Raw genomic sequence first — 24,940 nt, forward strand, 5'->3', positions numbered from 1 at the left:
AGGACGAGCGTCTAGAGACGCTCTATTCCTATGATGTTCTTGATACCGAAGCCGAAGCGGATTTCGACGATATCGTCGAGCTTGCGTCCAAAATCTGCGAAACGCCCGTCTCTCTGATCAGTCTGGTGGATGAAAAGCGCCAATGGTTCAAGGCGCGCGTCGGGTTCGAGCCGCATGAGACGGCCCTTGATCAATCGGTCTGCTCTCATGCCATTCTTGACGAAGGCTATACCGAGATTGCGGATATGGGGGCGGATCCGCGCACCTCGGACAATCCGCTTTACGTTGGCGACCCTCGGGTGAAATTCTATGCCGGTGCCAATCTTGTCGCGCCGAACGGCCAGCCGATTGGCACGCTTTGCGTGCTGGATACCAAGCCGCGGACCTTGAACGATTTCCAGCGCCAAGCGCTGCAAACCCTGTCGCGCCATGTGATGATGCAGTTGGAATTGCGCAAGAAAATCCGCATCGAAGCGGCGCTGCGCGCCGAGATGGACCACCGGGTGAAGAACTCGTTCCAGACCATCGCCTCATTGCTGCGCATGGCGACACGCAAGGTGCAAGACCCCGACGCCAAGGATGTGCTGGCCCTTGTCGAACGGCGTTTCGGCGCGGTGGCATCGTTGCACAGCGAGTTGATGGGGCAGGGTGGCCGAAGCAAGGTGCAAACCACTTCCTACCTCGAACAGCTGAACAAGCTTCTTGCCGCCAGCGCGCCGGACCACGTTACCATCTTTTGCGCGGCTGAGCCGGGCGAGTTGCAGGCCGTGCAGGCCTCAGCCCTCGGCATGATCGTGAGCGAATTCGTGGCCAATTCGATCAAACACGCCTTCGTCGGGGACCGGGCAGGGGAGATCAAAATCTCCCTACGGCGGCAGGAGGGGGCCGAGGGTTGGCTTTTGGAATGCCGCGACAATGGCTGCGGCCATGCCGGTGCCGTCTCGGGGGCCGATAGCACGGGGCTTGGGCGGATGTTGATGGCCACGGCAGCCGAGCAGTTGAACGGGCGTCTGACGACCGATTTCAGCCCCGAGGGCGCGCTTTTGCGGGTCTGTTTTCGGGATTGAACGGGCGCGGGCCATAAAACGCGCGATTTACCGTAAAACTTTATTGACCGTTCTATGTGCCAGTCCGCACTATCGACCGTGATGGCGGGGTTATCGGCGCGCCTTAGAATAGGGACAGAACTGTGATTCAAGAATTCAAGGATTTCATCGCCAAGGGCAATGTCATGGACATGGCCGTTGGTATCATCATCGGCGCGGCCTTCACGGCGATCGTGTCGTCACTGGTGGCGGACCTGATCAACCCGATCATCGGGCTTTTCACCGGCGGGGTGGATTTTACCAATAACTATGCCGTGCTGTCGGGCGATGTGCCCGCGACCGCTTCGCTAGAGCAGGCGCGGGAGGCGGGGGCGTCGGTCTTTGCCTATGGCTCGTTCCTGATGGCCGTGATCAACTTTTTCATCATCGCCTTCGTGGTCTTCATCCTGGTGAAGATGGTGAACCGGGTGAAGGCGGCTGCGGAAAAGCCGGATGAGGTGGCACCAGAGGTCAAGACCGGCCCATCGCAGCTCGATGTATTGTTGGAAATTCGGGACGCTTTGAAGACGCGCTGAGCGCTGCTTTCGAAAAGGAAAGGCCCGCCAATCTGGCGGGCCTTTTGTTTGGCCGCTGACGTTCAGCCCGCGATGGCCTGATCCGCGGTGATGCTGTCGATCCCAAGCGCTTCGCCCACGGCGGCATAGGTCAGCTTGCCCGCGTGGACGTTCAGCCCGGCCTTGAGGTGCGGGTCATCCGCGCAGGCCTGTTTCCAGCCCTTGTCGGCCAGTGCCAGCATGAAGGGCATGGTGGCGTTGCCAAGCGCGATGGTCGAGGTGCGCGCCACCGCGCCGGGCATATTGGCCACACAGTAATGCATGATGCCGTCGACCTCATAAACCGGGTCTTGGTGAGTCGTCGCCTTGGAAGTCTCGAAGCAGCCGCCTTGGTCGATGGCCACGTCGACCAGCGCCGCGCCGGGTTTGAGTTCCGACAGTTGCGCGCGGCTGATCAGCTTGGGGGCCGCGGCCCCGGGGATCAGCACCGCGCCGATGATCATATCGGCCTCACGCGCCAGTTCGATGGTGTTGCCCGCGCTGGCATAGGCGGTTTTGAAGGTGCCGCCATAGATGTCATCGAGATAGCGCATCCGGGGCAGGGAGCGGTCGAGCACGGTCACATCCGCGCCCATGCCCGCGGCGATGCGGGCCGCATGGGTGCCGACGACGCCGCCGCCGATGACCATAACCTTAGCCGGGCCGACACCGGGCACGCCGCCCATCAGCACGCCGCGCCCGCCATTGGCCTTTTGCAGCGTCCATGCTCCGACCTGCGGGGCCAAACGGCCCGCGACCTCGGACATTGGGGCCAGTAGGGGCAGGCCGCCATTGCGGTCGGTCACGGTTTCATAGGCAATCGCCGTGCAGCCCGAGGCCAGCAGATCGTGGGTTTGATCCGGGTCGGGCGCGAGGTGCAGATAGGTAAAGAGCAATTGCCCTTCGCGCAGCATCTTGCGTTCGCCCGCCTGCGGCTCCTTCACCTTGACGATCATGTCGGCTGTGGCAAAGATTTCCTCGGCCGTGTCGATGATGCGCGCCCCGGCGGCGGTGTAATCCGCATCTTCGAAACCCGCGCCGACCCCTGCCCCCGCCTGCACGATAACCTCATGCCCATGGGCGATGGCTTCTTGTGCGGCATTGGGCGTCAGGCCGACGCGGAATTCCTGCGGTTTGATTTCTGTCGGGCATCCGATTTTCATGGGGGGTCCTCCTCCTCCGTAGTGGGACAGGATTATCATATCGGCCGTGCATATCGCTGCGAAATTGGGGTCGCCAAGGGGCGCATCCTTCGAATATAATCGCGCTCGGTTGCTTCCTCACGCGAAAGTATTGCGCATATGGCCTTGGATGAGATTGATCGGCGTGTTCTGCGGGCTTTGCAGCGCAATGGGCGGATGTCCAATGCCGAACTGTCAGAGGTGGTGCATCTGTCGCCTTCGGCCTGTCATCGCCGTGTACAGCGGTTGGAGAAGGAAGGGTATATCCGCGATTATGTGGCCCTTTTGGACCCGCGCAAGCTGGATATGCCGACGACGGTCTTTGTTGAGATCACTTTGCAGGCTCAGGCCGAAGAGGTGTTGGAGGCTTTCGAGAAGTCGGTCTCGCGCATTCCCGATGTCTTGGAGTGTCACCTGATGGCTGGCACGGCGGATTACCTGTTGAAGATCGTGGCCGAGAATACCGAAGATTTCGCCCGTATTCACCGGCAGCATTTGGCGCGGCTGCCGGGGGTGGCGCAGATGCAGTCGAGTTTCGCGCTCAGGACGGTGTGCAAGACCACGGCGCTGCCGGTGTAGTTGGAAAGCCCGGAATCAAGGCCGTAAGGCCGCCGGGCAGCGCCAGACCGCCCGGACGGGTTGGCGCGTTTGCTGAGGTCGTGCCGTCCTGAGGTATTTCTCAAGCGCAGCTACCATAAACTGCCCAATTGAAGGGATTTCGAGCGCCTTCCCGCGGTCTGGCGCTGCCCGGCTCGGTTGCGCTCCCCCGCAAAACAAAACCCCCGCTGCCATGGGCACCGGGGGTTCTATATCTGTCGCGTGTCGCGGGGATGATTTACATCATACCTTCGCGTTGCGCTTTTTTGCGTGCCAGCTTACGGGCACGGCGGATCGCTTCAGCTTTCTCGCGCGCTTTTTTCTCGGACGGTTTCTCGAAATGTTGCTTGAGCTTCATTTCACGGAAAACGCCTTCGCGCTGGAGCTTTTTCTTCAGAGCCCGGAGGGCCTGATCGACGTTGTTGTCGCGAACACTAACCTGCATGTGGTTGTCACCACCTTTCTAGGATAAAGTTGCAAGGAATTGCAGGAAATGGGCCTATAACAGCCTATATCACGTTTGTCCACCCCATCACGCCCCGATAGGAGCCCGCCATGACACCGCCCAAGGCCGACCCAAAGGACCAATTGCTGGATGCCGCATTGATGCATGTGCCGTTTGACGGCTGGTCGCCCGCGACCTTCAACGCCGCGATCAAGGACAGCGGTCTGGACCCGGCGCTGGCTCGTGCGGTCTGCCCGCGCGGTGCGGTCGATCTGGCGGTGGCCTATCACCGGCGCGGCGATGCCAAGATGGTCGATGGCTTGGCGCAGGCCGATCTGTCGGCGCTGCGCTTCAGGGACCGTATCGCCAAGGCCGTGCGCCTGCGGCTCGAAGCCGGGGATCGTGAGGCGATCCGCCGGGGCAGCACGCTTTTCGCCCTGCCGCATCACGCCCCCGAAGGGGCCGGGCTGATCTGGGAGACCAGCGATAAGATTTGGACCGCGCTTGGCGATACCTCGGAGGATGTGAATTGGTATAGCAAACGGGCCACGCTGTCGGGGGTCTATTCGGCCACGCTGCTTTATTGGCTGGGGGATGCCAGTGAGGGGCATCAGGCGACATGGTCGTTCCTCGACCGGCGCATCGACGATGTGATGCAGATCGAAAAGCTGAAATCACATGTGCGCGAAAGCCCGACGCTGAGCCGTCTGATGGCCGGGCCGAACTGGCTGTTGAGCCATATCAAGGCCCCGCGCGGGCAACGTGACCCCGATCTGCCGGGCCGATGGACGCCGCCAAGCTGAGGCGCGCTGCGGGCTTCCCCGCCCGCGCGGCAGGTGGTAGGGCGGGGCACCCGGTTTTACCACAGGCGCCCGATGACCAACGCGACCCTTCCGCTCATCGATATCGACAGCATCAGCTACACCCCCGGGGGCACGCCGGTGCTGCGGGGCGTGAGCCTGAGCTCCGATGCCGCGCGGATCGGCATCGTGGGCCGCAACGGCTCGGGCAAGACCTCTTTCGCGCGGGTTCTGTCGGGGCTGGTGGCCGCCGATGAGGGGCAGGTGCGGATTGCCGGGGTCGATGTGGCCCGCGACCGCCGCCGCGCGATCGGGGCGGTGGGCATCCTGTTTCAGAACCCGGACCATCAGATCATCTTTCCCACCGTGGAAGAGGAAATCGCCTTTGGCCTGCGGCAGATGGGCCAATCCAAGGCCGAGGCCGCGCGGGGCGTGGCGGCGATCCTTGGTCAATTCGACAAGCGCCATTGGGCGCAGGCATCGATTCACCAACTCTCCCAAGGGCAGCGGCAGTTGGTTTGCCTGTTGGCGGTTTTGGCGATGCAGCCGCGGGTGGTGGTGTTGGACGAACCCTTTGCCGGGCTCGACATCCCCACGCGGTTGCACCTCGAACGGGTTTTGGCGGGGCTGGACCTGACGCTGGTCCATATCACCCACGATCCGGCGGCGGTGGCGGCATACGATCACGTCCTCTGGCTGGAGCGTGGCGAGGTCGTTCAGCAAGGCAGCGCCCGCCCGGTGCTGCGCGCCTTTGAGACGCGGATGAAGGAATTGGGGGCAAGCGATGATCTCTCTGACCTCGCCGGTTGAGACCCGCGCCCATGGCTGGCCCGCCGGGGCCAAATTGGGGGCGCTCTGCCTGGCCACGCTGCTGCTCTTCGGGGTGGAGGAGCCGGTTTGGCAAATCCTCTTCTATGCCGGGATGCTGCTGCTCTATGCCCTGCCGGGGCGGGCCTTCCTTCGGGCCGGGTTGGGGCGTCTGTGGATGCTTTGGCCTTTCGTCGGGCTGATCCTGCTGTGGCATGTCTTGACCGACGATGCGGAGGCGGGGCTTGTAATCGCGCTGCGGATGGTCACCGCTGTGGGGCTTGCGAACCTCGTCACCATGACCACCAAGCTCAGCGATATGATGGGGGTGGTGCATTGGCTCGCCGCCCCGCTGCGCCGTGTCGGGCTGCGCACGCGGAGCCTTGAGTTGGCCGTGGCGCTGGTGGTGCGTTTCACCCCGGTGCTGGCGGCCAAGGGGCAGATGCTGTCGCTGGCGTGGCGGGCGCGGTCGCGCAGGCGGGCGGGCTGGCGCGTGGTGATGCCCTTCACGGTTCTGGCCATCGACGACGCCGAACATGTGGCCGAGGCGCTGCGTGCGCGGGGCGGTCTGTAGTGCTTGACCGGGGAAGGGGGGTGGCCTAGGCAATGGAAAATTCAACCCAAGGATCCTTCCAATGGAACGCAATCTGACCATGATCGCCCTCTTTGCCGCGTTGATCGCGGCGCTGGGCCTGATTCCGAAATTCACGCTTGGCTTCGGCGTGCCAATTACGGCGCAGTCGCTGGGGGTCATGCTCTGCGGCACGGTGCTGGGCGCATGGCGCGGTGGCCTTGCGGCGCTTTTGTTCGTGGCGCTGGTGGCGCTGGGTCTGCCGCTTCTGGCCGGGGGCCGTGGCGGTCTGGGCGTCTTTGCTTCGCCGACTGTGGGTTTCCTCGTCGGCTTCCCGATCGGGGCTTTCGTGACCGGCTTTATCATGGACCAGTGGCGCAGCGCGCCGGTGGGTCTCGCGGCTGGGGTTTCGGCGGTCTTGGGCGGCATCCTCGTGGTCTATGCCTTCGGCATCTTCGGCATGATGATGACGCTGAACAAAACGCTGGTCGAGGCGACCTTGCTGGTCCAAGCCTTCATTCCCGGTGACCTGATCAAAGCCGTGCTGGCGGGGTTCATCACCTCCGGTCTGGCCAAAGCGCGCCCGGCAAGCCTGCTGTCCCGCAGCTAAACGATTGGCCCGCTCCCCAAGGGCGGGCCGCTACAGCCGCATCAGCGCGGCAGAGCCGATCCCCCCGGCGGCGGCAATCGCCGCCAAGCCGATGCCCGATCCCCGCGCCACCAACTCATGCCAAAGCCGCACCGCATTGATCGCGCCTGATGCGCCAATCGGATGCCCGCGCGCCAAAGCGCCGCCACCTCTGTTGACGATCCGCGGCGCGATCCCCGCGCCGGTGACGCAGGCGATGGCCTGCACGGCATAGGCCTCCATGATCTCGGCGCGGTGCAGGTCGTTGGCTTTCAATCCGCTTTGACGAAAGACGCTTCCGATGGCCACCAATGGGGCCAGTCCCGGCTCTTCGGGGCGGCTGCCCTTCGTCGCCGCTGCGATGAGTTCGACTGTCGGCAGGGCGAGGTCTGCTGCCACCCGCTCTGACACGACGACGCAAAAGGCCGCGGCATCGGCGGCGACGGCGGCATTGGCGGCGGTGATGTCGCCGGAAAGCGCCTTGGCCCGGCTGCAAAGCGCGGGGGTGAGGCGGCGGGTGAAGGCATCGGTTGAGACGCCTGCGAGCGGCACCAGTTCCGCTTCGGTTGGGGGCTGTGCGCGGGCCTTCGCATGGCTTTCCACGGCCCAGTCATCCTGTGCTGCGCGGGAAATGCCTTGGGACCGGCCAAGCGCCGCGGCGGCCTCCGCCATGTCCGGGTCGCGTTCGGGCCATGGGGTAAAGGGCGCTTGGGTATAGGCCTCAGCCGGGCGGCCATCGGCGAAGGTGCGGTAGCGCAGCGGCTGGCGGGAGTAGCTTTCGGCCCCGCCCGCCACGACAGTATCCGCCGCGCCGCTGAGGACCATCTGCCGCGCCAGTGCCAGCGCGTCCAATCCCCCCGCGCATTGCCGGTCGAAGCTCAAGCCCGCCACCTGTTCGGGCAGCCCCGCGGCCAAAGCGATGCTGCGCGCGGGGTTGCCGCCGGGGCCGAGGGCGGTGCTGCAAATCACCTCGTCGACCTGCGCAGGGTCCAGCCCCGCGCGGCTAAGGGCAGTAGAAAGGACCGGCGCTGCAAGCTCGGGCAGGGAAAGATGCGCCAGCGCCCCGCCGCGCGGGGCGACCGGGCTGCGGCAGGCCGAGACGATATAGGCGCGGGTCACCTTTGGCCCTCCACCCAGTCCGAGAGGGCACGCAGGTCGGGCTTGCCCGAGGGCAGCAGGGGCAGGTCGGGGCAGAAGTAGACGCGCCGGGGGGAGGTCAGGGGCCCGAGCGTCGCGCGGCAATGGGCAATGATCTCTTCGACGGGCGGCTCTCCTGCCGGGGCTTCGACCACCGCGACCAGATGCTGCCCTCGCAGCGCATCGTCTCGGGGCAGAACCGCGCAGGGCAGGCCAGTTTGGGCGCTGATCACGGCCTCCACCGTTTCGGGGAAAACCATCTGGTCGGCGATCTGCACCATGCGCTGCCGCCGCCCCTTGATCCAGAGGTTGCCCTTGGCATCCAGCGCGCCCATCTCACCCACGGTCACGAAGCCCTCCCGCCAGCGGGTCTCATCGCTGTGGCCCAGGGCGTAGCCATCGAAGAGGTAGGGGCTGCGCACCCAGATCTCGCCCACGCCAGTTGCGGGCTGGCCTTCCTCATTCATCAGACGCAGCTCGACACCGGGGTAGGGGCGGCCCACCGCGCCTTCGGGCGTATTGGCATCGGCCAGCGTGATAAAACTCGTCTCTGCCGCGCCGTAGAAAACATGCACCGCCGCTTGGGGGCAGAGCCGCCCCACCGCCGCCCGGGTCGCCGGATCGAGCGCGCCACCGCCGCAAATGACCAAGCGCAGCGATGGCAGCGGGGCTACGGCAGCGCGGGCAAGCAGGCGCAGCTGGGTCGGCGTGGCGTAGAGGATCGTCGCCCCGGCCTCGGCGATCCGCTCTGCCTGTCGCCGGGGAGCGTGATCCGCCAGCACATGCGCGTCGAGGCCAAGATGCAGCGCTTCCAGCACCGCATAGAGCGATAGCGAATGGCTGAGCTGACCCAACACGGCGACGCTGTCGCGGGGGGTAAGGGCGAAACGGTCAGCATTGACCTCAAAACTGGCGATCCAAGAGGCTTGGCTGCGGCGGACCGCCTTGGGCCGCCCCGACGCGCCGCCGGTCAGGGTGAGAAAGGCCGCGGGCGGGCAGGAGATGTCATCGGGCAGGGGGCAGTCGCTGAGGCAAAAGGGGGCCTGCTGGGTGATCGCTGTGGTTAGGGCGGCCAGCGCATCAAAGGCCGGAGTGGCGGGCAGGGCGCGGAAGCTGTCGTGCTGGCCTTCGGGTGCGCGGGGCAGTTCCTGTTCCCCTGCATAAAGCCGTGCGGCCTCATGCCATTTGAACCTGTCTTGCCCGCGCATCCGCCTCTCCCTCCTCCGTCGGGTCTCAAATTCCGGGTGCACGCCCCGGGGCCGCCCGTTAGGCTGCGGCGAAACCAGACCCGAGGATACTTCAGACATGACAGAGACCATGCGTGCAATCGAAATCACCGAACCCGGCGGTCCGGACGTTCTGCAAGGCACCACCCGCCCGCGGCCCCAGCCGAAACACGGTCAGGTCATCATCAAGGTCGCCTATGCGGGGGTGAACCGCCCCGATGCGCTGCAACGCGCGGGCCGCTACGCGCCGCCCGCCACCGCCAGCGATCTGCCGGGGTTGGAGGCATCAGGAGAGGTGGTCGAAGTCGGGCCGGGGGTGACGACGCTGGCCCCGGGCGATCTGGTCTGCGCCCTGCTGCCCGGCGGCGGCTATGCCGAATATGTCGCCACCCCCGCGGCGCATTGCCTGCCCATTCCCGAAGGCATGGGGCTGAAAGAAGCCGCCTGCCTGCCTGAGACCTTCTTCACCGTCTGGTCGAACCTTTTCATGCGCGGTGGGCTGAAGGCCGGGGAGAAAGTGCTGATCCACGGCGGCTCTTCCGGGATCGGCACCACGGCGATCCAACTGGCGCGCATCTTGGGCGCGAGGGTTTTCGTGACCGCGGGCACCGATAGCAAATGCGCGGCCTGTATGAAGCTTGGGGCCGAGGTGGCGATCAACTATCGGGACACGGATTTCGTCGATGTCGTGCAGGCCGAGGGCGGCGCGGATGTGATCCTCGACATGGTGGGCGGCAGCTATATCAACCGCAACCTCAAGGCTTTGGCCGAGGACGGCAGGCTGGTGCAAATCGCGTTTCTGCAAGGGGCCAAGCAGGAGGTGAACTTCGTCACGCTGATGACCCGCCGCCTGACCATGACCGGATCGACCCTGCGCCCGCAGAGCGATCTGGCCAAGGCCCGGATTGCAGAGGAGCTTTTGCAGAATGTCTGGCCCCTGTTGGAGCAGGGCCGCGTCGCGCCGGTGATGGACAGCACTTATGACCTGTCCGAAGCGAATGACGCCCACCGCCGGATGGAAGCCAGCGGCCATATCGGCAAAATCGTCCTGAAGGTGGGCGGTGAACTGCAAGACGGAGAAGATCAGTAAAACTTGAGACAGTAACGAATTGTTAACCAGTAATTCGTTTACTGAAGGCACGGGTGGCCGGGACGCTGACCACCCGTGTTGGAGAGAGAGCCGAAAGGCATTGAATGCGGGGGAGGAAATTACGCCTCTCCCGCTTTCGCCAGACTATCGGCCCGGTTGGGTCTAGCGCAGAGGGGTGAACAGCGCGTTATCAAGCGTACAGTCTCGCCGAACGTCCGGCCCGCAGGGGATGAACTCAAGCTCGCGGGACAGGCAGATGCGCGCCTCTTGGATGTGCCCTTGCTTGCAGGTGATGGTGATCCCCCGCGCGGTCAGGTCCGGGTTCGCTTTTAGGAAGGCCTCTTCCACCACCGCTGCGGGGAGGGACACGGTACGGTCGAGCTTCCGAAAGACCTCGGGGCGCTTGATCCGGGCGTAGGCCTCCCGCGAGAGGGCGAAGTAATCCGCCGGGTCCAACCCGCTGCAAGACCCGTGTTTCTTCCACTGGTGCCATGCCAAGCCACCGGTGCCCATGATATCGGCCATCGCCCCGGTCTGGGCGCGGCTGGGCGGGCGGCGGCCGCTTTGGCAATAGGACGGGTATCCTCGTGTGAACTGGGGCCAGAGGCCATGTAGGGTCCAACCGTGGTCTTTCGCGGCGTCGCATTGCGGAGATTGCCGCGCGTCGCCGGTCAATTCGCACCAATTGGGCGACCATGACAGGGACATGACGTAGTAGTCGAACTCGCCCGAACGCTCCCCTTCGGCCAGCGTGGCGGTGGGGGCGATCAGCCCGAGGATCAGCAGACAGGCGCGCAGTGGCCGCATTGGGTCTTCCCTTATGACGTTTGAGCCAGTATACAGCCGCCAACTTCCCCGACAATGGAGACCGTTCTGCCAAGCAGGACAGCCTTTCAGGCGACGGGAAAATTGCGTTTTTAGGAGAGTGAAATGGCAAAACCGATTATGGCCAAAGCCACCGCCGTCTGGCTCGTGGACAACACCACCATCAGCTTCAAGCAGATCGCCGATTTCGTCGGCATGCACGAACTCGAAGTGCAGGGCATCGCCGATGGCGACGTGGCGCAGGGGGTGAAGGGGTTTGATCCGGTTGCCAACAACCAGCTGACGCAGGAAGAGATCGACGCGGCGCAGGACAATCCGCTGCACAAGCTGAAGCTCAAGTTCAACGCCGCCGCCGAGGGCGAAGAGAAACGCCGCGGCCCGCGCTACACCCCGCTCAGCAAACGTCAGGACCGTCCGGCGTCGATCCTGTGGCTGGTCAAATTCCACCCCGAACTGTCCGACGGTCAGGTCAGCAAACTGGTGGGCACCACCAAGCCGACGATCCAAGCGATTCGCGAGCGCACGCATTGGAACATCGCCAACATCCAACCGATCGACCCGGTCGCGCTGGGCCTGTGCAAACAGTCCGAGCTTGATGCCGCTGTGCAAAAGGCTGCCGCGAAAAAGGCCGCCGCGGGCGAGGTGATGAACGACGACGAGCGCCGCAAACTCGTCTCGACCGAGCAGAGCCTCGGCATGGAGAGCGAGCCGAAAATCCCCACGGCCATCGAAGGGCTGGAAACCTTCACCCTCTCCGGCAACAGCACGGATGACGAGGAAGAAGAGAGCCACACCAAGGGCGATTACTCTGACGCCGACAGCTTCTTCTCGCTGCCCGACAGCACCGATGAAGACGATGAGGACGAAGACAAAGCCAAGGGCTAAGCACCTTCAAGGCGGTGTGGCGAAAGGAACTTTCGCCGTAAAGATGTGTTAGAATGACAGGGCGTCGGGTATTCCGGCGCCCTGTTTTGCTTTGTAGAAAAGGCGCGACGCGCCGGGGGATGGATTTGGAAACGGCATTGGACTGGATGATCTGGGGGCTGGCGGGCTTGCTTATACTGGGCAGCCTGCTGCCGCTGAGCAAATTGCCCTTCGGGGCGATCCGCGGGCTGGCCTTTCCTCGGGAACAATTCCTCGGCTTGGCACTATTGCTGGCAATCGGGTTCGCCCTGTCGCAGGGGGTGACGACACCCTCGGGCATGGCCGGGATCGCGTTGATGCTGGGGGTCGCCGCGCTTCACGCACTTTACATCACCAAGTTCACCCCGCTGTGGCGCAAGCAATCTTTGGCGGCCTCGCCCGAGTTGCGCCGCGCGACGGACCGGCATTTCAGCCTGCTGGCCGCCAATGTCAAAATGTCCAACCGCGACTATGGCAAGCTGATCGCATTGGCCGAGGCGCGGGTGCCAGATATCTTCATGGCGATCGAGGTGGATCAGGCGTGGATCAACGCGCTGGATGACGGTCTGGGTAAGAACTACGAACACCGCGTCGACGTGCCGCTCGACAATGGCTATGGGCTTTGCCTCATGTCGAAACTGCCATTGTCAGAGGTCGAGGTGCGCGAGTTGGTCACCGAAGAGGTGCCCTCCATCCGCGCCCGTGTACACCTGCCGGTGGGGGAGGATTTCCGCCTCTACGTCGTCCACCCCGAACCGCCCGTGATCGAACATGACACCAAAGGGCGCGATAGTGAGATCGCCTTGGTCGGTATCGAGGCTGAGAAGGACCCGCTGCCCGCCGTGGTCTCGGGTGATCTGAACGATGTGGCTTGGTCGACCACGACCCGGCGCTTTCAGCGGCTTTCGGGCCTTTTGGACCCGCGGGTGGGGCGCGGCATGTACAACACATTCAGCGCGACGATGCCTTGGATGCGCTGGCCTTTAGACCACCTTTTCCACGATCCGCAGTTCCGTCTGCTAGAGATGGACCGCTTGGACAAGATCGGGTCGGACCACTTCCCGATGTGGTTCGTCCTCGCCATGGCCGAGACCGAAGCCGCCGAGAGCGACCCCGAAGAAACCGACCCCGAAGAAGAGCGGGAAGCCAAGAATATGATCAAAGAAGAACGGAAAAGAGACCGCGACCCCATCGGCAGCGATTGGGAAGACGAGGAAAACTAACAATTTGCCGTAGGGGCAATTTTACCCCTTGTACGAATCCAAAAACGGCGTATGTGGCGCGTTACAGACGCCAACGCACGCGCCTCTGGCCGGTCAGTTCCCACTCTGACTGACCCGCGTTTATGTAGCGACGGTAACGTCTCTTGAAACGACACGCGGGGAACCAGCCCCACCTGCTCTTTGGAGATGACCATGAATGCTACAGTCCCCGGCGCCCTGCGCGCCGCACCGTTCTTTCACGCCGACCCGGCTGCGGCCTATATCGCCGCCAACAGCTTTGACAAGCCGACGCTTGTGATCAGCCGTGACCGCGTGGCCGCGCAATATGACGCGCTGCACAAAGGTCTGGGCGAGGCGCATATCCATTACGCGGTGAAGGCGAACCCGGCGCCCGAGATCATCCGTCTGCTGGTCAAGAAAGGCTCCGGCTTCGACGCGGCTTCGCGGGCCGAGATCGAACTGTGCCTGAGCCAAGGGGCGAAGCCCGAAAACATCTCTTTCGGCAACACCATCAAACGCGCTTCGGACATCGCTTTCGCCCATTCGGCGGGGGTGACGCTCTTTGCGGCGGATAGTGAAGCCGAGTTGGACAAGATCGCCGCCCATGCGCCGGGCGCGCGGGTCTATCTGCGGCTGATCGTCGAAAACTCCATGGCCGACTGGCCGCTCAGCCGGAAATTTGGCTGTGCCGGTTCGGCGCTGCCCGCGCTGCTGAACCACGCGGTTGCCGTGGGCCTCGTGCCCTTCGGCCTGTCCTTTCACGTCGGCTCTCAAACCCGCAAGGCGGAGTTTTGGAACCCGGTGCTGGATCAGGTGGCCCCGTTGTGGCACGCCGCCCGCGCGGATGGCCATGACCTGCAACTGCTGAACCTCGGCGGCGGTTTCCCCGCGTTCTACGGCGAAAACATCGAAGCGCCGCGCGCCTATGCCGCGGCCGTGATGCGCGCCGTCAAAGCCCGCTTTGGCGATGAGCCGCAGGTGATGGCAGAGCCGGGCCGTGGTCTGGTGGCCGAAGCCGGGCATATCGCTGCCGAAGTCATGCTGGTCAGCCGCAAATCCGCGGATGATTTGCACCGCTGGGTCTATCTGGATATCGGTCGTTTCTCGGGTCTGGCCGAAACCGAGGGCGAAGCGATTCGCTATCAGATCGTCACCCCGCATGACGGGGAAGAGACCGGACCCTGCGTTTTGGCCGGCCCGTCCTGCGATTCGGCGGATATTCTTTACGAAAAGCGCCCTATTCACCTGCCTTTGGCCCTGCGCGATGGCGATAAAGTGATGATTCGTGCTTGCGGAGCCTACACAAGCTCTTACAGTTCGGTTGGGTTCAACGGATTTCCGCCGCTTGATGTGATCGTGCTCTGACAGCACGATCTGCGTCGCCCCGGAAAAGGGCCGTCTGCTTTGGGAGGAGCGGGCGGCCCGCTTTGATTCTGGGGGTTAAAGCGACTTGCGCGCCTGCATCGCGGCGGTGATCGTCCCGTCGTCGAGGTAATCCAACTCCCCGCCGATCGGCACACCTTGGGCGAGCGACGTCAGCCGCACGCGGTCTTCCAATTGATCCGCGATGTAATGTGCCGTGGTCTGCCCGTCGATCGTGGCGTTGAGCGCGAGGATCACCTCGGACACCCCTTCGGTATCAATCCTGTCCACGAGGCGCGGGATGCGCAATTCCTGCGGGCCAATGGCGTCAAGCGCCGAGAGCGTGCCGCCCAGCACATGATAGCGCCCTTTGAACACGCCGGAGCGTTCCATCGCCCAGAGGTCGGCCACGTCTTCGACCACGCAAAGCTCTCCGTTCGCGCGTTTCTCGCTGGTGCAGATGTCGCATATGTCGGCGGTGCCGACGTTGCCGCAGTTCAGACATTCGCGTGCCGTGGCGGCGACGGTCTGCATCAGGTCGGACAGGGGCGTCAGCAAAAGCGCGCGTTTGCGGATCAGGTGCAGCACCGCCCGCCGGGCCGAGCGGGGGCCAAGGCCGGGCAGTTTCGCCATCAGCTCGATCAGGGCGTCAATATCGCGGGTAGAGCTCAAGAATGGCACCTATGGGCGTTGAAAGAGGGGCGGGACCGGCCCGCCCCACCGGGATCAGAAGGGCAGTTTCATGCCCGCGGGAAGGCCCATGCCTTCGGTCAGCTTGCTCATCTCGGCCTGTGCGCGTTCCGAGGCTTTGCTCTGCGCGTCTTTGATGGCGGCGAGGATCAGGTCTTCGACCACTTCTTTCTCGTCTTTGTTGAAGATCGACGGGTCGATATCCAGCCCCTTCAACTCACCCTTGGCGCTACAGGTCGCTTTGACGAGGCCCGCACCGGACTCACCTTCGACGGTGATGTTGTGCATCTCCTCTTGCAGTTCGGCCATCTTGCCCTGCATTTCCTGCGCTTTTTTCATCATCCCGGCCATATCGCCGAGGCCGCCTAATCCCTTGAGCATCTGGGTCTCCTTGTTGCGTTGTCGTTTATATGTGGCGCGGGGGCCGGGGGATCAACCGTCCTCGAACGGATCCCATTCGTCTTCGACTTCGGGCAGCGCCTCTGCCGTGGCAGCAGCGGCGATGTCTTCGGGGGTGCGGATCGCGGTGATCCGGGCCTTGGGAAACTGCGCCAGCACTGCCTGCATCATCGGGTGGTCCTCGGCCTGTTTCTTCAGCGCCAGTTCACGCGCATCGCGGACCTGCGCGATGGTCTCGGCCCCGCCCTCGTTCACCAGTGAGACGGCCCAGCGGTTACCGGTCCAGAGTTGCAGTTTCTGCCCCAGCCGCTGCGCCAGATCGCGCGGCGCGTCGTCGGTGGGGACAAATTCTATGCGACCGGGCTGATAGGCAGCCAGTTGCACGCAGGTTTCCACCTCAACCAGCAGTTTCACGTCGCGGTTCACGCGGATCAACTCGACGACATGTTCGAATGTCGGAAAGCGGGCCAGCGCAGCGTTGAGGTCTTGCGCCAGTGCCGTGGTCTGCCCCTGCGGGCCGGGGTTGGAGGCCATGCGCTGCTGCGCCTGTTGCACGGCCTGCGCGCCGGTGCTGCCTTGCGTGGCACCATTGCCACCGCCGCCGCCACCACCACCGACAGGGGCAGGGGGCGGGCTGCTGTTTTGCAGCTTGCGCACCAGTTCCTCGGGCGAGGGCAGGTCGGCCACATGGGTCAGACGGATCACGGCCATTTCGGCGGCCATCATCGCGTTGGGCGCGGCTGCGACCTCGTCCAATGCCTTGAGCAGCATCTGCCAGAGCCGCGTCAACACGCGCATCGGTAGGGTCTCGGCCATCTGCTGGCCGCGGGCACGTTCCTCAGGGGCGATGGTGGGATCTTCGGCGGCATCGGGCGTGATCTTCACGACCGAGACCCAATGGGTGATCTCGGCCAAATCGCGCAGCACCGCCATCGGGTCGGCCCCATCGGCATATTGCGCCGAAAGTTCGGTCAACGCGGCCCCTGCATCGCCGCGTAGCACCATGTCAAAGAGGTCCAGCACCCGGCCACGGTCGGCCAGCCCCAGCATGGCGCGCACCTGTTCGGCCCCGGTCTCGCCCGCGCCGTGGCTGATCGCTTGGTCCAGCAGCGAGGTGGCGTCGCGGGCCGAGCCTTCGGCGGCGCGGGTGATCAGCGCCAGCGCGTCATCGGTGATCTCGGCACTCTCGGCGGTGGCGATCTTGCGCAGGAGCGCGATCATCACCTCGGGCTCAATCCGGCGCAGGTCGAACCGCTGGCAGCGCGACAGCACCGTCACCGGCACCTTGCGGATCTCGGTGGTTGCGAAGATGAATTTGACGTGTTCCGGCGGCTCTTCCAGCGTCTTAAGCAGCGCGTTGAACGCCCCGGTCGAGAGCATGTGCACTTCGTCGATGATATAGACTTTGTACCGGGCCGAGGCGGCGCGATAATGCACCGAATCGATGATCTCGCGGATGTTGGCGACGCCGGTGTTCGATGCCGCGTCCATCTCCATCACGTCGACATGGCGGCCTTCCATGATGGCGGTGCAATGTTCGCAAACGCCGCAGGGGTCAGTCGTCGGCCCGCCGTTGCCGTCCGGCCCGATGCAGTTCATCCCCTTGGCGATGATCCGCGCCGTCGTCGTCTTGCCGGTGCCGCGAATGCCGGTCATCACAAAGGCCTGCGCGATCCGGTCGGCGGCGAAGGCGTTTTTCAGCGTGCGCACCATGGCGTCTTGGCCAACGAGATCGGCAAAGGTTTCGGGCCGGTATTTGCGGGCCAGAACGCGGTAGGCGGATGTATCTGTCATGGTGCCCCAGATCGGATTCGGTCAAGGCCGTAAACTATGCGCTCCGCGCCGTGGCGTCTACCGTGCTTGCGGAAAGCTCAGAGCATCCAGAGGATCGCGCCGACCCCGGCTGAGGCAAAGGCGAGGATCGCCGCCAGAACCTTCATGCGGCTGTGGGGCTGGGCATTGGCGTGATGGTCGCTCAGCCGCCTTTGGGTTTTCGCCGCCGACGCCTGCGCGGCCCAATAGACGTAGAGCGCGGCTAAGATGAAGACCGAGGCCACGGCTTTCGCCACCCATGTCGGCTCGAACTCACCGAAAACGGCGCGCAGACCGATGGCCACGGCGACGGCGGCCATGCCGGTGCGCATCCAGCCCGCAAAGGTGCGTTCATTGGCGAGAATCGTGCGGTCCTCGGCCCAGTCGGTGCGGTCTTCGGCTAGGTCATTCTTATCACTCATTGAACCAAACTGCGCCTTGCGCGTTCATGTGGCAATAGGCTTTGACAAAACGAGGGACGGTTCATGCGGTTGGGTGGAATTGGGCGGAGCAAGAATGTCATCCGACGCAGTGGAAAGGCCGGCAAGGCGGGGGGGCTTGGGTTGGTCGGCGTCTTGGCAGTAATGGCCATCGGCTATTTCACCGGCATCGACGTGACGCCGCTGTTGACCGGCCAAGGCGGCGGTCAGGTCCAACAGTCCCGCCCGTTGAGCGACAGCGAAGACCCGCAGGTCGATTTCGCCGCCCGTGTGCTCACCACGACCGAGCAGGTCTGGAGCCGTATTTTCCAAGAACAGCTGGGTGAAACCTATACGCCGCCCAAGCTTGTGGTCTTTGAGAATGTGACGCAAAGCGCCTGCGGCGGGGCCTCGGGCGCGACGGGGCCGTTTTACTGTCCGGCGGACAATATGGCCTATCTCGACACCGCGTTTTTCCGCACGTTGGACCAGCGCCTTGGTGCCGGGGGCGATTTCGCGGCGGCCTATGTGATTGCCCATGAGGTCGCGCACCATGTCCAGAACGAGATCGGCGTTCTGCCGCAGGTGGCCCGGATGCGGCAGCAGTCTTCCGAGGTTGAGGCGAATGCCCTGACCGTGCGGCTTGAACTGATGGCCGATTGTTTCTCGGGCATCTGGGCCTCGAACGTCGAAGGACTGATGGAGAAGGGTGACCTTGAAGAGGCGCTGAATGCTGCGCGGATGATCGGGGACGATCATCTGCAGCGGCAGGCCGGTCAGGTGCCGCAGCCGCATACTTTCACCCATGGGACGTCAGAGCAGCGCGCGCGTTGGTTTGAGCGCGGGTTTGAGAGTGGCCAGATTGCGGCCTGCGATACGTTTGAGGCGGATCGGTTGTGAGGCGGTGCCCGTGGTCCCCACGGGCGGGGCATCTCGCCTCTCGAATGCATCATTTATTAAGAGAAGCTACCCCTCTCATCGCTTCTGCGAAGCGACTGCCGGGGCGTCGCATTGCTGCGCAATGCGACGGTGGTGAGAGGCTGATAACGACCCAAGCGGGGCTCGTTACGGCTGCTTCCTTCCGGATCTGACCGGGTTGGCGAGGCGCTTGCCCGCACCAACCTCTCAAGGCCCATATAGGAGGGCATGGAGCGAAGTGCAAGCCTCACAAGCGGATCGCGATTTGGGCGAAGCCCGAGGCGGTCATGCCGCGCGGGGTGGGCGACAGATGGGCGATGTCTTGTAAGAAGGGCAGGGCCTCGGGCGAGGTATAGAGAACCGCCTGCGCCCCCGCCGCATCGAAGCGCCATGGCGGCGCGTCGGACCATGGGCACGCCTGCGGCGTAGCGAGAGCGGCAATCAGCGCGTCTGCCAGCGGGAGCGGGCTGCGCAGGGCGACGTCATCCTTCGCCGTGCGGTCAAACCCGCCGCCCCCCGCCGCGCGGAACTGGCTGGTCGCGAGTAGAAACTTCTGGTCTGGTCTCACCGGTGCCCCTTGCCATGACAGCGCAGTGATCCGCCTGCCGCGGGGGCGACGTGGGTCTATTGCATAGCTGACGCCAAAGATCGTGTCACAGTGGAATGGCGGGCGGCAGGGATCGAGTAACGGACCATCGGCACTGCCGAGCGGCGCAAACACCTCCGCCGCTTTCTCCAGCCGCCGCCGCAAGTCGGCACCGGTGAGGCGCAGCGCCCAGATCGCATTTTGATAGGGGACCAGCCCGGCGATATGTCGGCGTTGCACCGCGCCCGGCGGAATATGCAGGAAATGCCCCGGTCCACCGCGCCCGCCTGCCGTATGTGCTGCCGTGGCCGCGAGGATTGGGAGTTCGCTGTCCGCCGTGCCCGCGACGCCTTGGCGGATCACCTCGGCCTGCGCGCGGGCGCTGAGTGCATCGATGGGGGTGGGCATGGCGAGGGCAAAGTAGTTGTGCAGCGCGGTGTCGGTATGGCCGACCACCTCCTTCAGATGCCTGCGCACGCCGATGTGGCTGACCCGCGCGGCCCTTAGCACCATTGGGTCGGCCAGAGTTTGCGCGCTGTTGTCGCGCAGGTGGCTTTCATGACCCGAAACCGTCCAGGCCCCTCGCGCGTCCCGTTGAAGGGCCAGATCCAGCACCGCCAAGTCAGACCCGCCAAACCCCGGCATCGCAGCAGGGCGGTCGGATAGCGTGCCCGTCTGCGTGTCGACCCCGTCACGCGGGCCATGATCCTCTCCGGGAAAACGAAGGTGGGTGTGGCCGGTGATCACCGCATTGATGCCTTCGATCTGGGCGAGCGCGCAAATGTCTTCCTCGGCGGTGATCTCTTCTTTCTGGGCAATGCCCATATGGGCCAGCAACACGGTCAGGTCGGCCCCCTCCGCCCGCAGCGTTTGGGCGGCAGCACGCAGGCTTTCGAGCGGACAGGTGATCTCGGCCTCATTCTCCAAAACCTCGCGGTTCCAGATCGCGGTTCGGCCCGGCAGGACCGAAAGCAGGCCCACCCGCAGCCGAGAAGAGGGATGCCCCGCAACGGCAGGCAGCAGACACGAGACGACGGCCCAACGGCGCAGCGGGCCGGGGTCGGTCAGATGCAGATTGGTCGAGATCAACGGCATGTCCAGCGCCCCGGCCACAGCGCGCAGATAGGGCAGCCCATGGTCAAGGTCGTGATTGCCCAAGCCCAGACCGTCATAATGCAGATGGTTCACACAGGCGACGAGCGGATGCGTATGGGTGACCGGCATCTGCGCCAGTTGATCGCCCAAGGCATTGCCCTGCAACAGATCGCCATTGTCGAGCAGGATACAGGCGGCCCCCTGTTCCGCCGCCTCTGCCCGGGCGGTGCGGATCAAGGTGGCGATTCCGGCCAGCCCGTGATGGCCCACCGAACGGTCGCCCACATAGTCATGCCCCACGATCTGCATATGCAGGTCCGTCGTGGCCAGTATGCGCAGACGTGCCTCGGCCGGGATGCCACCCTCAGGGGGAACGACACCGGTCGAGGCATATGTGCTGCGCCTGTTCACCGAAAAGGTAAGTACTCGTTAAATTTTGCAACTTAAAGATGTTTTGATATGACCAGATTTCAACCGATCTGGCAAGGGGGCTTGGGATTGCCATTCTCGCATGCGCCGTGGCATGGCTGGGCAAAACGCCAAAAGCCTGTATCGGGCCTGTATCGGGAGAGCGCCATGCGTCACGCGGAGACGGTAACCTTTGGAGGCTCGGCCCTTGATCGGGCGGGGGAGATACGTGGCAATCCGGAAGCCTTGGCGCAGCTGCGCGCCGACCCGGCGGCCCGGGCGGTGGTCTTTTGGCGCGGCAAGCCGCTGATCGCGCCCGAACGCCCCGCCGCTTTGGCGCGATTGGCGATGGATCACCCCGTCTTGCAAGAGGCCGAAGGCACGGCGATCTTGCTGGGGCGCGAGGATGGGGCGCCGCGCTTTGCGGTGGATATCTCGGGCTGGGAACCCCCCGATCTGGATCAATCGCAACTGGGCGCGTTCCTTGACCCCAGCGAACAGCGCCATCCACTGTTGGGCGATGACATGGCCTTTGCCGAGTTGCGCAGGGTGATGACATGGCTCGATCCGCGCGATGCCGAACTGGCCGCCAGCGGCAAGGCGATCCTCGGCTGGCACGAGACCCACCGCTATTGCGCGCGCTGTGGCAGTGCCACCGATCTGGCGCAGGGCGGCTGGCAGCGGGTCTGCCCCGACTGCGGCGGCGCGCATTTTCCGCGCACCGATCCGGTTGTTATCATGTTGATCACCCACGGCAACTCCGTGCTCATGGGCCGTTCCCCCGGTTGGCCCGAGGGGATATATTCGCTGCTGGCTGGCTTTGTCGAGCCGGGCGAAACGGTAGAGGCCGCCGTGCGGCGGGAGGTTTTTGAAGAAGCGGGCGTGCCGGTCGGCGCGGTGAGTTACCTCTCCAGCCAGCCATGGCCCTTTCCGGCGTCTCTGATGCTGGGCTGCGCAGGCGAGGCGCTGAGCCGGGAGTTGACCATCGATCCGGTTGAGATTGAAGACGCGCTTTGGGTCACCCGCGAAGAGATGATGGATGTTTTCGCCGGAAGCCACCCGCGCCTCTTGCCCGCCCGTCGCGGTGCCATCGCGCATTTCTTGCTGGAAAACTGGCTTGCGGATACACTGACCTAATACACCGTCCTTACGGGCCCGGTCAAAGCGGCGGGGGTGGCAAATGCGAGCAGAAGAATTGGAACGGACCGAATGAAATTCTCCACCAAAGAAGACGTCGAAGCGCCGATCGAGGCGGTCTTTGACATGTTGTGCGATTTTGAAAGCTTTGAGCGGGCGGCGATGCGGCGCGGGGCCGAGGTGCAGCGCGCCGATGCCCTGCATCAGCCCGGCGTCGGGATGACATGGAAGGCGGTCTTCCCCCTGCGCGGAAAGCGGCGCGAGTTGACGCTTGAGATGGTGACCTTTGACCGGCCCAACGAGATGGTGATCGACAGCATGTCGCAGGGGTTGGCGGGGCAGATGTCCTTTGAACTGATGCCCCTGTCGCGCAACAGCACGCGGGTTCTGGTGGCGCTTGAGGTCAAACCGCTGACCCTTTCGGCGCGGCTTTGGGTGCAATCGCTGAAACTGGCCAAGACGACATTGACCAAGAAATACAAAGACCGCGTGGCGGAATATGCCCGTGGAATGGAAGAGCGCTACGCCGGCGGCGTCAAGGTCTGAGCCTGCGCGCCCCGCCTCACATCCCGGTCGGCGCGCCCCGGCCGGGATGGGCGGGGTAGGCGCCGAGAATTTCCAGCTTGTTGGTGAAATACCCCAGTTCATCCAGCGCGCGTTTCACCGCCGGGTCTTCGGGATGACCTTCGATATCGGCGTAGAACTGCGTCGCGGTGAACGACCCGCCGACCATATAGCTTTCCAGTTTGGTCATGTTGACGCCATTGGTCGCAAAGCCCCCCATCGCTTTGTAAAGCGCGGCGGGGATGTTGCGCACCTCAAAGACAAAGGTGGTCAGCATCCGCTCGGCCCGGCGCGAAAGGTCGATCTTGGGCGCCATCAGCAGAAAGCGGGTGGTGTTATGGTCCATATCCTCAATATCGCGGGCCAGCACGGTGAGGCCGTTGATCTCTGCCGCGACCTCGCCTGCCAGCACGCCATCGGTGCTGCCCTCGGTCGCGGCCAGTTCGGCGGCGGCCCCGGCGGAATCGGCGGCGGGCTCAGAGGTGATGCCATGCTGCTGCAAAAAGCTGCGCGCCTGCGGCAAAAGCACCAGATGCGCGCGGACATGTTTGATGTCTTCCAATGCCACGCCGGGGCGGGCCATCAGGGCGATGCGCACCCGCACGAAGGCTTCGCCGATGATATGCAGCCCGCTTTCCGGCAACAGGCGGTGAATGTCGGCCACCCGGCCATAGGTCGTGTTCTCGACCGGTAGCATGGCCAGTTCCGCGCGGCCCTCGTTTACGGCCCGGATCACGCCTTCGAACGATTGGCAGGGCACCGGTTCCATGTCGGGGCAGGCCTGAAGGCAGGCCTCGTGACTATAGGCGCCAAGGGCCCCTTGGAAGGCGATGCGCGGCGTGGTCTGGGCGGTCATGGATCGTATCCTGCTGCAAAAGGCGCGGAGAAGGGCAATTGGTCGCGGTAACTACACCTTGCCTGCGCCAAGGGAAAGCAATAGATACGCGGGCAACGATGCCAAGAACCATGGCCCGCCCATGGTGCCAATACCAAGTGATGGACCCTGACGCATGTTCGATACAATGACCCTGACCAAAATCGCAGCCGGCGTATTCGGCGCCTGGTTGGTACTTCTGCTGGGCAAATGGGCGGGTGAAGAGATTTACCACGCCGACGCACATGGGGAAGCGTCCTATGTCATCGAAGTGGCCGACGCCGGTGGTGACGATGGCGGCGAAGAGATCGATTTTGCAGCCGTGATGGCCGAAGCCGATGCCGACAGCGGGTCGAAAGTGTTCCGCAAATGCGCCGCCTGCCACAAGGTCGACGGGTCCAACGCTGTTGGTCCGCACCTCGACGGTGTCGTCGGTCGCGATATCGCCTCGGTTGACGGTTTTGGCTATTCCGGCGCGCTGACCTCGCTCGAAGGGGATTGGACCCCGGAAGAGCTGAGCGCTTTCTTGGAAAGCCCCAAAGGCTACGCGCCCGGCACCACCATGGGCTTCGCCGGTCTGCGTAAGGTCGAAGACCGCGCCGACGTGATCGCTTACCTGCAAAGCGTTTCCAACTGATATCCCGCGCCATCGCGTGAGAGAAAGCCGCCCTCCGGGGCGGCTTTTGCGTTTGGGCGGGGCGGAACGTCTTATCCCCGGAGGTGTTGGGCCATGAAACGTCCACACCGAAAGGAGACGCGCCATGCAAAGCCACAAAACCACGGTCGATGGAATCGAAATGCGGTGGGAAGAGATGGGGGCGGGGGAACCCGTGATCCTGCTTCACGGCATTCCCACCTGTCCCGCGCTTTGGCGGGATGTCGCGCCCAAGATCACGGGCCGTCGGGTGCTTGCTTGGGAGATGCCGGGCTATGGGGCCTCAATCCCGCAGGGCGAGGGCCGCGATATCTCGGTCGCCAAACAGGCGGACTATCTGGTCGCTTGGATGCGCGATCTGGGCATCACGCGCGCGATCCTCGCGGCGCATGACCTCGGTGGCGGGGTCGCGCAGATTGCGGCGGTGCGTCACCCTGAGATGGTCAGCGGGCTGCTTTTGACCAATGCGATCAGTTATGATTCGTGGCCCGTCCCGCTGGTCAGCGCGGTGGCCAAGACCGGCGGCGTGGCGAAACATGCGCCCGATGGCTCATTCCACCAGTTGCTGAAGATGATGTTTTCGAAAGGGCATGAGACCGACGCCGCCGCCGAGGCGGCCTTTGACGCCCACGCCCCGCATTACGCGCAGCACGGAGAGGCCGAAGCCTTTGTCCGGCAGGCGCAGTCGCTGGACGTGGAAGACACGAAAGCCATCGCGGACAAGCTGCCCACCCTCAACATCCCCGCGCGGATCGTTTGGGGTGCTGCGGATGACTTCCAAAAGATCGAATATGGCGAGCGGTTGGCGAAAGACCTGAATGCGCCCCTGCGCCGGATCGAAGGGGGCAAGCATTTCACGCCCGAGGATCACCCCGAGGTGCTGGCGGATGAGATCAACGCGCTGATCCGCATGGTCGACGGGCAGTGATTGGACGCGGGGCGCGACATC

At 64.0% G+C, this 24,940-nt stretch carries 27 protein-coding genes and 1 other RNA gene; 16 read left to right on the forward strand and 12 right to left on the reverse strand.

Annotated elements, in window-relative coordinates:
• Window positions 1-71 precede the first annotated feature (71 nt).
• Entirely contained in the window at window positions 72-1,067 is a 996-nt protein-coding gene (locus tag ACGYK4_RS12265; RefSeq protein WP_394456832.1) for a histidine kinase dimerization/phosphoacceptor domain -containing protein, read from the forward strand.
• Between the two features lie 122 nt (window positions 1,068-1,189).
• The gene (gene mscL, locus ACGYK4_RS12270) at window positions 1,190-1,621 is read left to right on the forward strand and encodes a large conductance mechanosensitive channel protein MscL (protein ID WP_209216569.1); all 432 of its coding nucleotides are present in this window, start codon (window positions 1,190-1,192) and stop codon (window positions 1,619-1,621) included.
• A gap of 62 nt (window positions 1,622-1,683) precedes the next feature.
• On the opposite strand, the gene ald is transcribed toward mscL, so the two are convergent.
• Complete coding sequence (gene ald / locus ACGYK4_RS12275; RefSeq protein WP_067268554.1) at window positions 1,684-2,802, reverse strand: alanine dehydrogenase; 1,119 nt, start codon at window positions 2,800-2,802, stop codon at window positions 1,684-1,686.
• 138 nt (window positions 2,803-2,940) lie between these two features.
• On the opposite strand from ald, the gene ACGYK4_RS12280 reads away from it, so the two are divergent.
• On the forward strand, window positions 2,941-3,399 hold the full coding sequence (locus tag ACGYK4_RS12280; RefSeq protein ID WP_120351940.1) for an Lrp/AsnC family transcriptional regulator: 459 nt from the start codon (window positions 2,941-2,943) through the stop codon (window positions 3,397-3,399).
• Between the two features lie 256 nt (window positions 3,400-3,655).
• Here the strand turns inward: ACGYK4_RS12280 and rpsU are convergent, their stop codons facing one another.
• The gene (rpsU, locus tag ACGYK4_RS12285) at window positions 3,656-3,862 is read right to left on the reverse strand and encodes a 30S ribosomal protein S21 (RefSeq protein ID WP_007118112.1); all 207 of its coding nucleotides are present in this window, start codon (window positions 3,860-3,862) and stop codon (window positions 3,656-3,658) included.
• A 110-nt stretch (window positions 3,863-3,972) separates the two neighbouring features.
• On the opposite strand from rpsU, the gene ACGYK4_RS12290 reads away from it, so the two are divergent.
• From ACGYK4_RS12290 to ACGYK4_RS12305, 4 genes are all read left to right on the forward strand, one after another.
• A complete protein-coding gene (locus tag ACGYK4_RS12290; RefSeq protein WP_394456763.1) occupies window positions 3,973-4,665 on the forward strand; it encodes a COQ9 family protein in 693 nt (230 codons plus the stop codon).
• Window positions 4,666-4,737: 72 nt separating this feature from the next.
• Window positions 4,738-5,472 carry an energy-coupling factor ABC transporter ATP-binding protein gene (locus tag ACGYK4_RS12295; protein ID WP_394456765.1) on the forward strand — a complete coding sequence of 245 codons (735 nt, stop codon included), beginning with the start codon at window positions 4,738-4,740 and terminating at the stop codon, window positions 5,470-5,472.
• Complete coding sequence (locus ACGYK4_RS12300; RefSeq protein WP_394456767.1) at window positions 5,447-6,043, forward strand: energy-coupling factor transporter transmembrane protein EcfT; 597 nt, start codon at window positions 5,447-5,449, stop codon at window positions 6,041-6,043. The genes ACGYK4_RS12295 and ACGYK4_RS12300 overlap by 26 nt, the downstream gene beginning before the upstream one ends.
• A gap of 61 nt (window positions 6,044-6,104) precedes the next feature.
• A complete protein-coding gene (locus ACGYK4_RS12305) occupies window positions 6,105-6,650 on the forward strand; it encodes a biotin transporter BioY (RefSeq protein ID WP_209216564.1) in 546 nt (181 codons plus the stop codon).
• Window positions 6,651-6,680: 30 nt separating this feature from the next.
• Here ACGYK4_RS12305 and ACGYK4_RS12310 read toward each other — a convergent pair whose 3' ends face one another.
• Complete coding sequence (locus tag ACGYK4_RS12310; RefSeq protein ID WP_394456768.1) at window positions 6,681-7,787, reverse strand: acetyl-CoA C-acyltransferase; 1,107 nt, start codon at window positions 7,785-7,787, stop codon at window positions 6,681-6,683.
• On the reverse strand, window positions 7,784-9,013 hold the full coding sequence (locus tag ACGYK4_RS12315; protein WP_394456770.1) for a fatty acid--CoA ligase family protein: 1,230 nt from the start codon (window positions 9,011-9,013) through the stop codon (window positions 7,784-7,786). Before ACGYK4_RS12315 ends, ACGYK4_RS12310 begins: the two co-directional genes overlap by 4 nt.
• 97 nt (window positions 9,014-9,110) lie before the next feature.
• Here ACGYK4_RS12315 and ACGYK4_RS12320 point away from each other — a divergent pair, with 97 nt between their 5' ends.
• The gene (locus tag ACGYK4_RS12320) at window positions 9,111-10,121 is read left to right on the forward strand and encodes an NAD(P)H-quinone oxidoreductase (protein WP_394456771.1); all 1,011 of its coding nucleotides are present in this window, start codon (window positions 9,111-9,113) and stop codon (window positions 10,119-10,121) included.
• A 162-nt stretch (window positions 10,122-10,283) separates the two neighbouring features.
• Here the strand turns inward: ACGYK4_RS12320 and ACGYK4_RS12325 are convergent, their stop codons facing one another.
• Window positions 10,284-10,928 carry a ribonuclease T gene (locus tag ACGYK4_RS12325; protein WP_394411218.1) on the reverse strand — a complete coding sequence of 215 codons (645 nt, stop codon included), beginning with the start codon at window positions 10,926-10,928 and terminating at the stop codon, window positions 10,284-10,286.
• A 123-nt stretch (window positions 10,929-11,051) separates the two neighbouring features.
• On the opposite strand from ACGYK4_RS12325, the gene ACGYK4_RS12330 reads away from it, so the two are divergent.
• The 3 genes from ACGYK4_RS12330 (at window position 11,052) to ACGYK4_RS12340 (ending at window position 14,437) form a co-directional block, all read left to right on the forward strand.
• Window positions 11,052-11,831 (forward strand): DUF1013 domain-containing protein, encoded by a 780-nt coding sequence (locus ACGYK4_RS12330; protein ID WP_067268570.1) that lies wholly within the window; start codon window positions 11,052-11,054, stop codon window positions 11,829-11,831.
• 119 nt (window positions 11,832-11,950) lie between these two features.
• On the forward strand, window positions 11,951-13,072 hold the full coding sequence (locus ACGYK4_RS12335) for an endonuclease/exonuclease/phosphatase family protein (RefSeq protein ID WP_394456773.1): 1,122 nt from the start codon (window positions 11,951-11,953) through the stop codon (window positions 13,070-13,072).
• A 186-nt stretch (window positions 13,073-13,258) separates the two neighbouring features.
• Window positions 13,259-14,437 (forward strand): type III PLP-dependent enzyme, encoded by a 1,179-nt coding sequence (locus ACGYK4_RS12340; protein ID WP_394456775.1) that lies wholly within the window; start codon window positions 13,259-13,261, stop codon window positions 14,435-14,437.
• Between the two features lie 75 nt (window positions 14,438-14,512).
• On the opposite strand, the gene recR is transcribed toward ACGYK4_RS12340, so the two are convergent.
• The 4 genes from recR to ACGYK4_RS12360 all read right to left on the reverse strand — a co-directional run bounded on the left by recR (window position 14,513) and on the right by ACGYK4_RS12360 (window position 17,757).
• Window positions 14,513-15,106, reverse strand: a complete 594-nt coding sequence (gene recR / locus ACGYK4_RS12345) for a recombination mediator RecR (RefSeq protein WP_394456777.1) — start codon at window positions 15,104-15,106, stop codon at window positions 14,513-14,515.
• Window positions 15,107-15,160: 54 nt separating this feature from the next.
• Complete coding sequence (locus tag ACGYK4_RS12350) at window positions 15,161-15,505, reverse strand: YbaB/EbfC family nucleoid-associated protein (RefSeq protein WP_007118099.1); 345 nt, start codon at window positions 15,503-15,505, stop codon at window positions 15,161-15,163.
• 51 nt (window positions 15,506-15,556) lie between these two features.
• On the reverse strand, window positions 15,557-17,317 hold the full coding sequence (locus ACGYK4_RS12355) for a DNA polymerase III subunit gamma/tau (RefSeq protein WP_394456779.1): 1,761 nt from the start codon (window positions 17,315-17,317) through the stop codon (window positions 15,557-15,559).
• Between the two features lie 77 nt (window positions 17,318-17,394).
• A complete protein-coding gene (locus ACGYK4_RS12360) occupies window positions 17,395-17,757 on the reverse strand; it encodes a YidH family protein (RefSeq protein ID WP_394456781.1) in 363 nt (120 codons plus the stop codon).
• Window positions 17,758-17,820: 63 nt separating this feature from the next.
• Between ACGYK4_RS12360 and ACGYK4_RS12365 the strand changes: the two genes are divergently transcribed.
• Entirely contained in the window at window positions 17,821-18,654 is an 834-nt protein-coding gene (locus tag ACGYK4_RS12365) for a neutral zinc metallopeptidase (RefSeq protein WP_394429421.1), read from the forward strand.
• Between the two features lie 130 nt (window positions 18,655-18,784).
• Here ACGYK4_RS12365 and ffs read toward each other — a convergent pair.
• Both ffs and ACGYK4_RS12375 read right to left on the reverse strand, forming a co-directional pair.
• An RNA gene (gene ffs, locus ACGYK4_RS12370) (signal recognition particle sRNA small type) lies at window positions 18,785-18,882 on the reverse strand.
• 37 nt (window positions 18,883-18,919) lie between these two features.
• Window positions 18,920-20,764 (reverse strand): 5'-nucleotidase C-terminal domain-containing protein, encoded by a 1,845-nt coding sequence (locus ACGYK4_RS12375; RefSeq protein ID WP_394456783.1) that lies wholly within the window; start codon window positions 20,762-20,764, stop codon window positions 18,920-18,922.
• 165 nt (window positions 20,765-20,929) lie between these two features.
• On the opposite strand from ACGYK4_RS12375, the gene nudC reads away from it, so the two are divergent.
• Window positions 20,930-21,898, forward strand: a complete 969-nt coding sequence (gene nudC, locus ACGYK4_RS12380; RefSeq protein WP_394429417.1) for an NAD(+) diphosphatase — start codon at window positions 20,930-20,932, stop codon at window positions 21,896-21,898.
• 72 nt (window positions 21,899-21,970) lie between these two features.
• A complete protein-coding gene (locus tag ACGYK4_RS12385) occupies window positions 21,971-22,444 on the forward strand; it encodes an SRPBCC family protein (protein WP_271688363.1) in 474 nt (157 codons plus the stop codon).
• A gap of 16 nt (window positions 22,445-22,460) precedes the next feature.
• On the opposite strand, the gene ACGYK4_RS12390 is transcribed toward ACGYK4_RS12385, so the two are convergent.
• Window positions 22,461-23,318, reverse strand: coding sequence for a prephenate dehydratase (locus tag ACGYK4_RS12390; protein ID WP_209216552.1), 858 nt, complete (start codon window positions 23,316-23,318; stop codon window positions 22,461-22,463).
• A 154-nt stretch (window positions 23,319-23,472) separates the two neighbouring features.
• Here ACGYK4_RS12390 and ACGYK4_RS12395 point away from each other — a divergent pair, with 154 nt between their 5' ends.
• On the forward strand, window positions 23,473-23,973 hold the full coding sequence (locus ACGYK4_RS12395) for a cytochrome c family protein (RefSeq protein ID WP_271688362.1): 501 nt from the start codon (window positions 23,473-23,475) through the stop codon (window positions 23,971-23,973).
• Window positions 23,974-24,097: 124 nt separating this feature from the next.
• A complete protein-coding gene (locus ACGYK4_RS12400; RefSeq protein ID WP_394429415.1) occupies window positions 24,098-24,919 on the forward strand; it encodes an alpha/beta fold hydrolase in 822 nt (273 codons plus the stop codon).
• Window positions 24,920-24,940 lie beyond the last annotated feature (21 nt).

This window comes from Sulfitobacter sp. 1A13368 (assembly GCF_043557275.1).
Taxonomy (GTDB): domain Bacteria; phylum Pseudomonadota; class Alphaproteobacteria; order Rhodobacterales; family Rhodobacteraceae; genus Sulfitobacter; species Sulfitobacter faviae.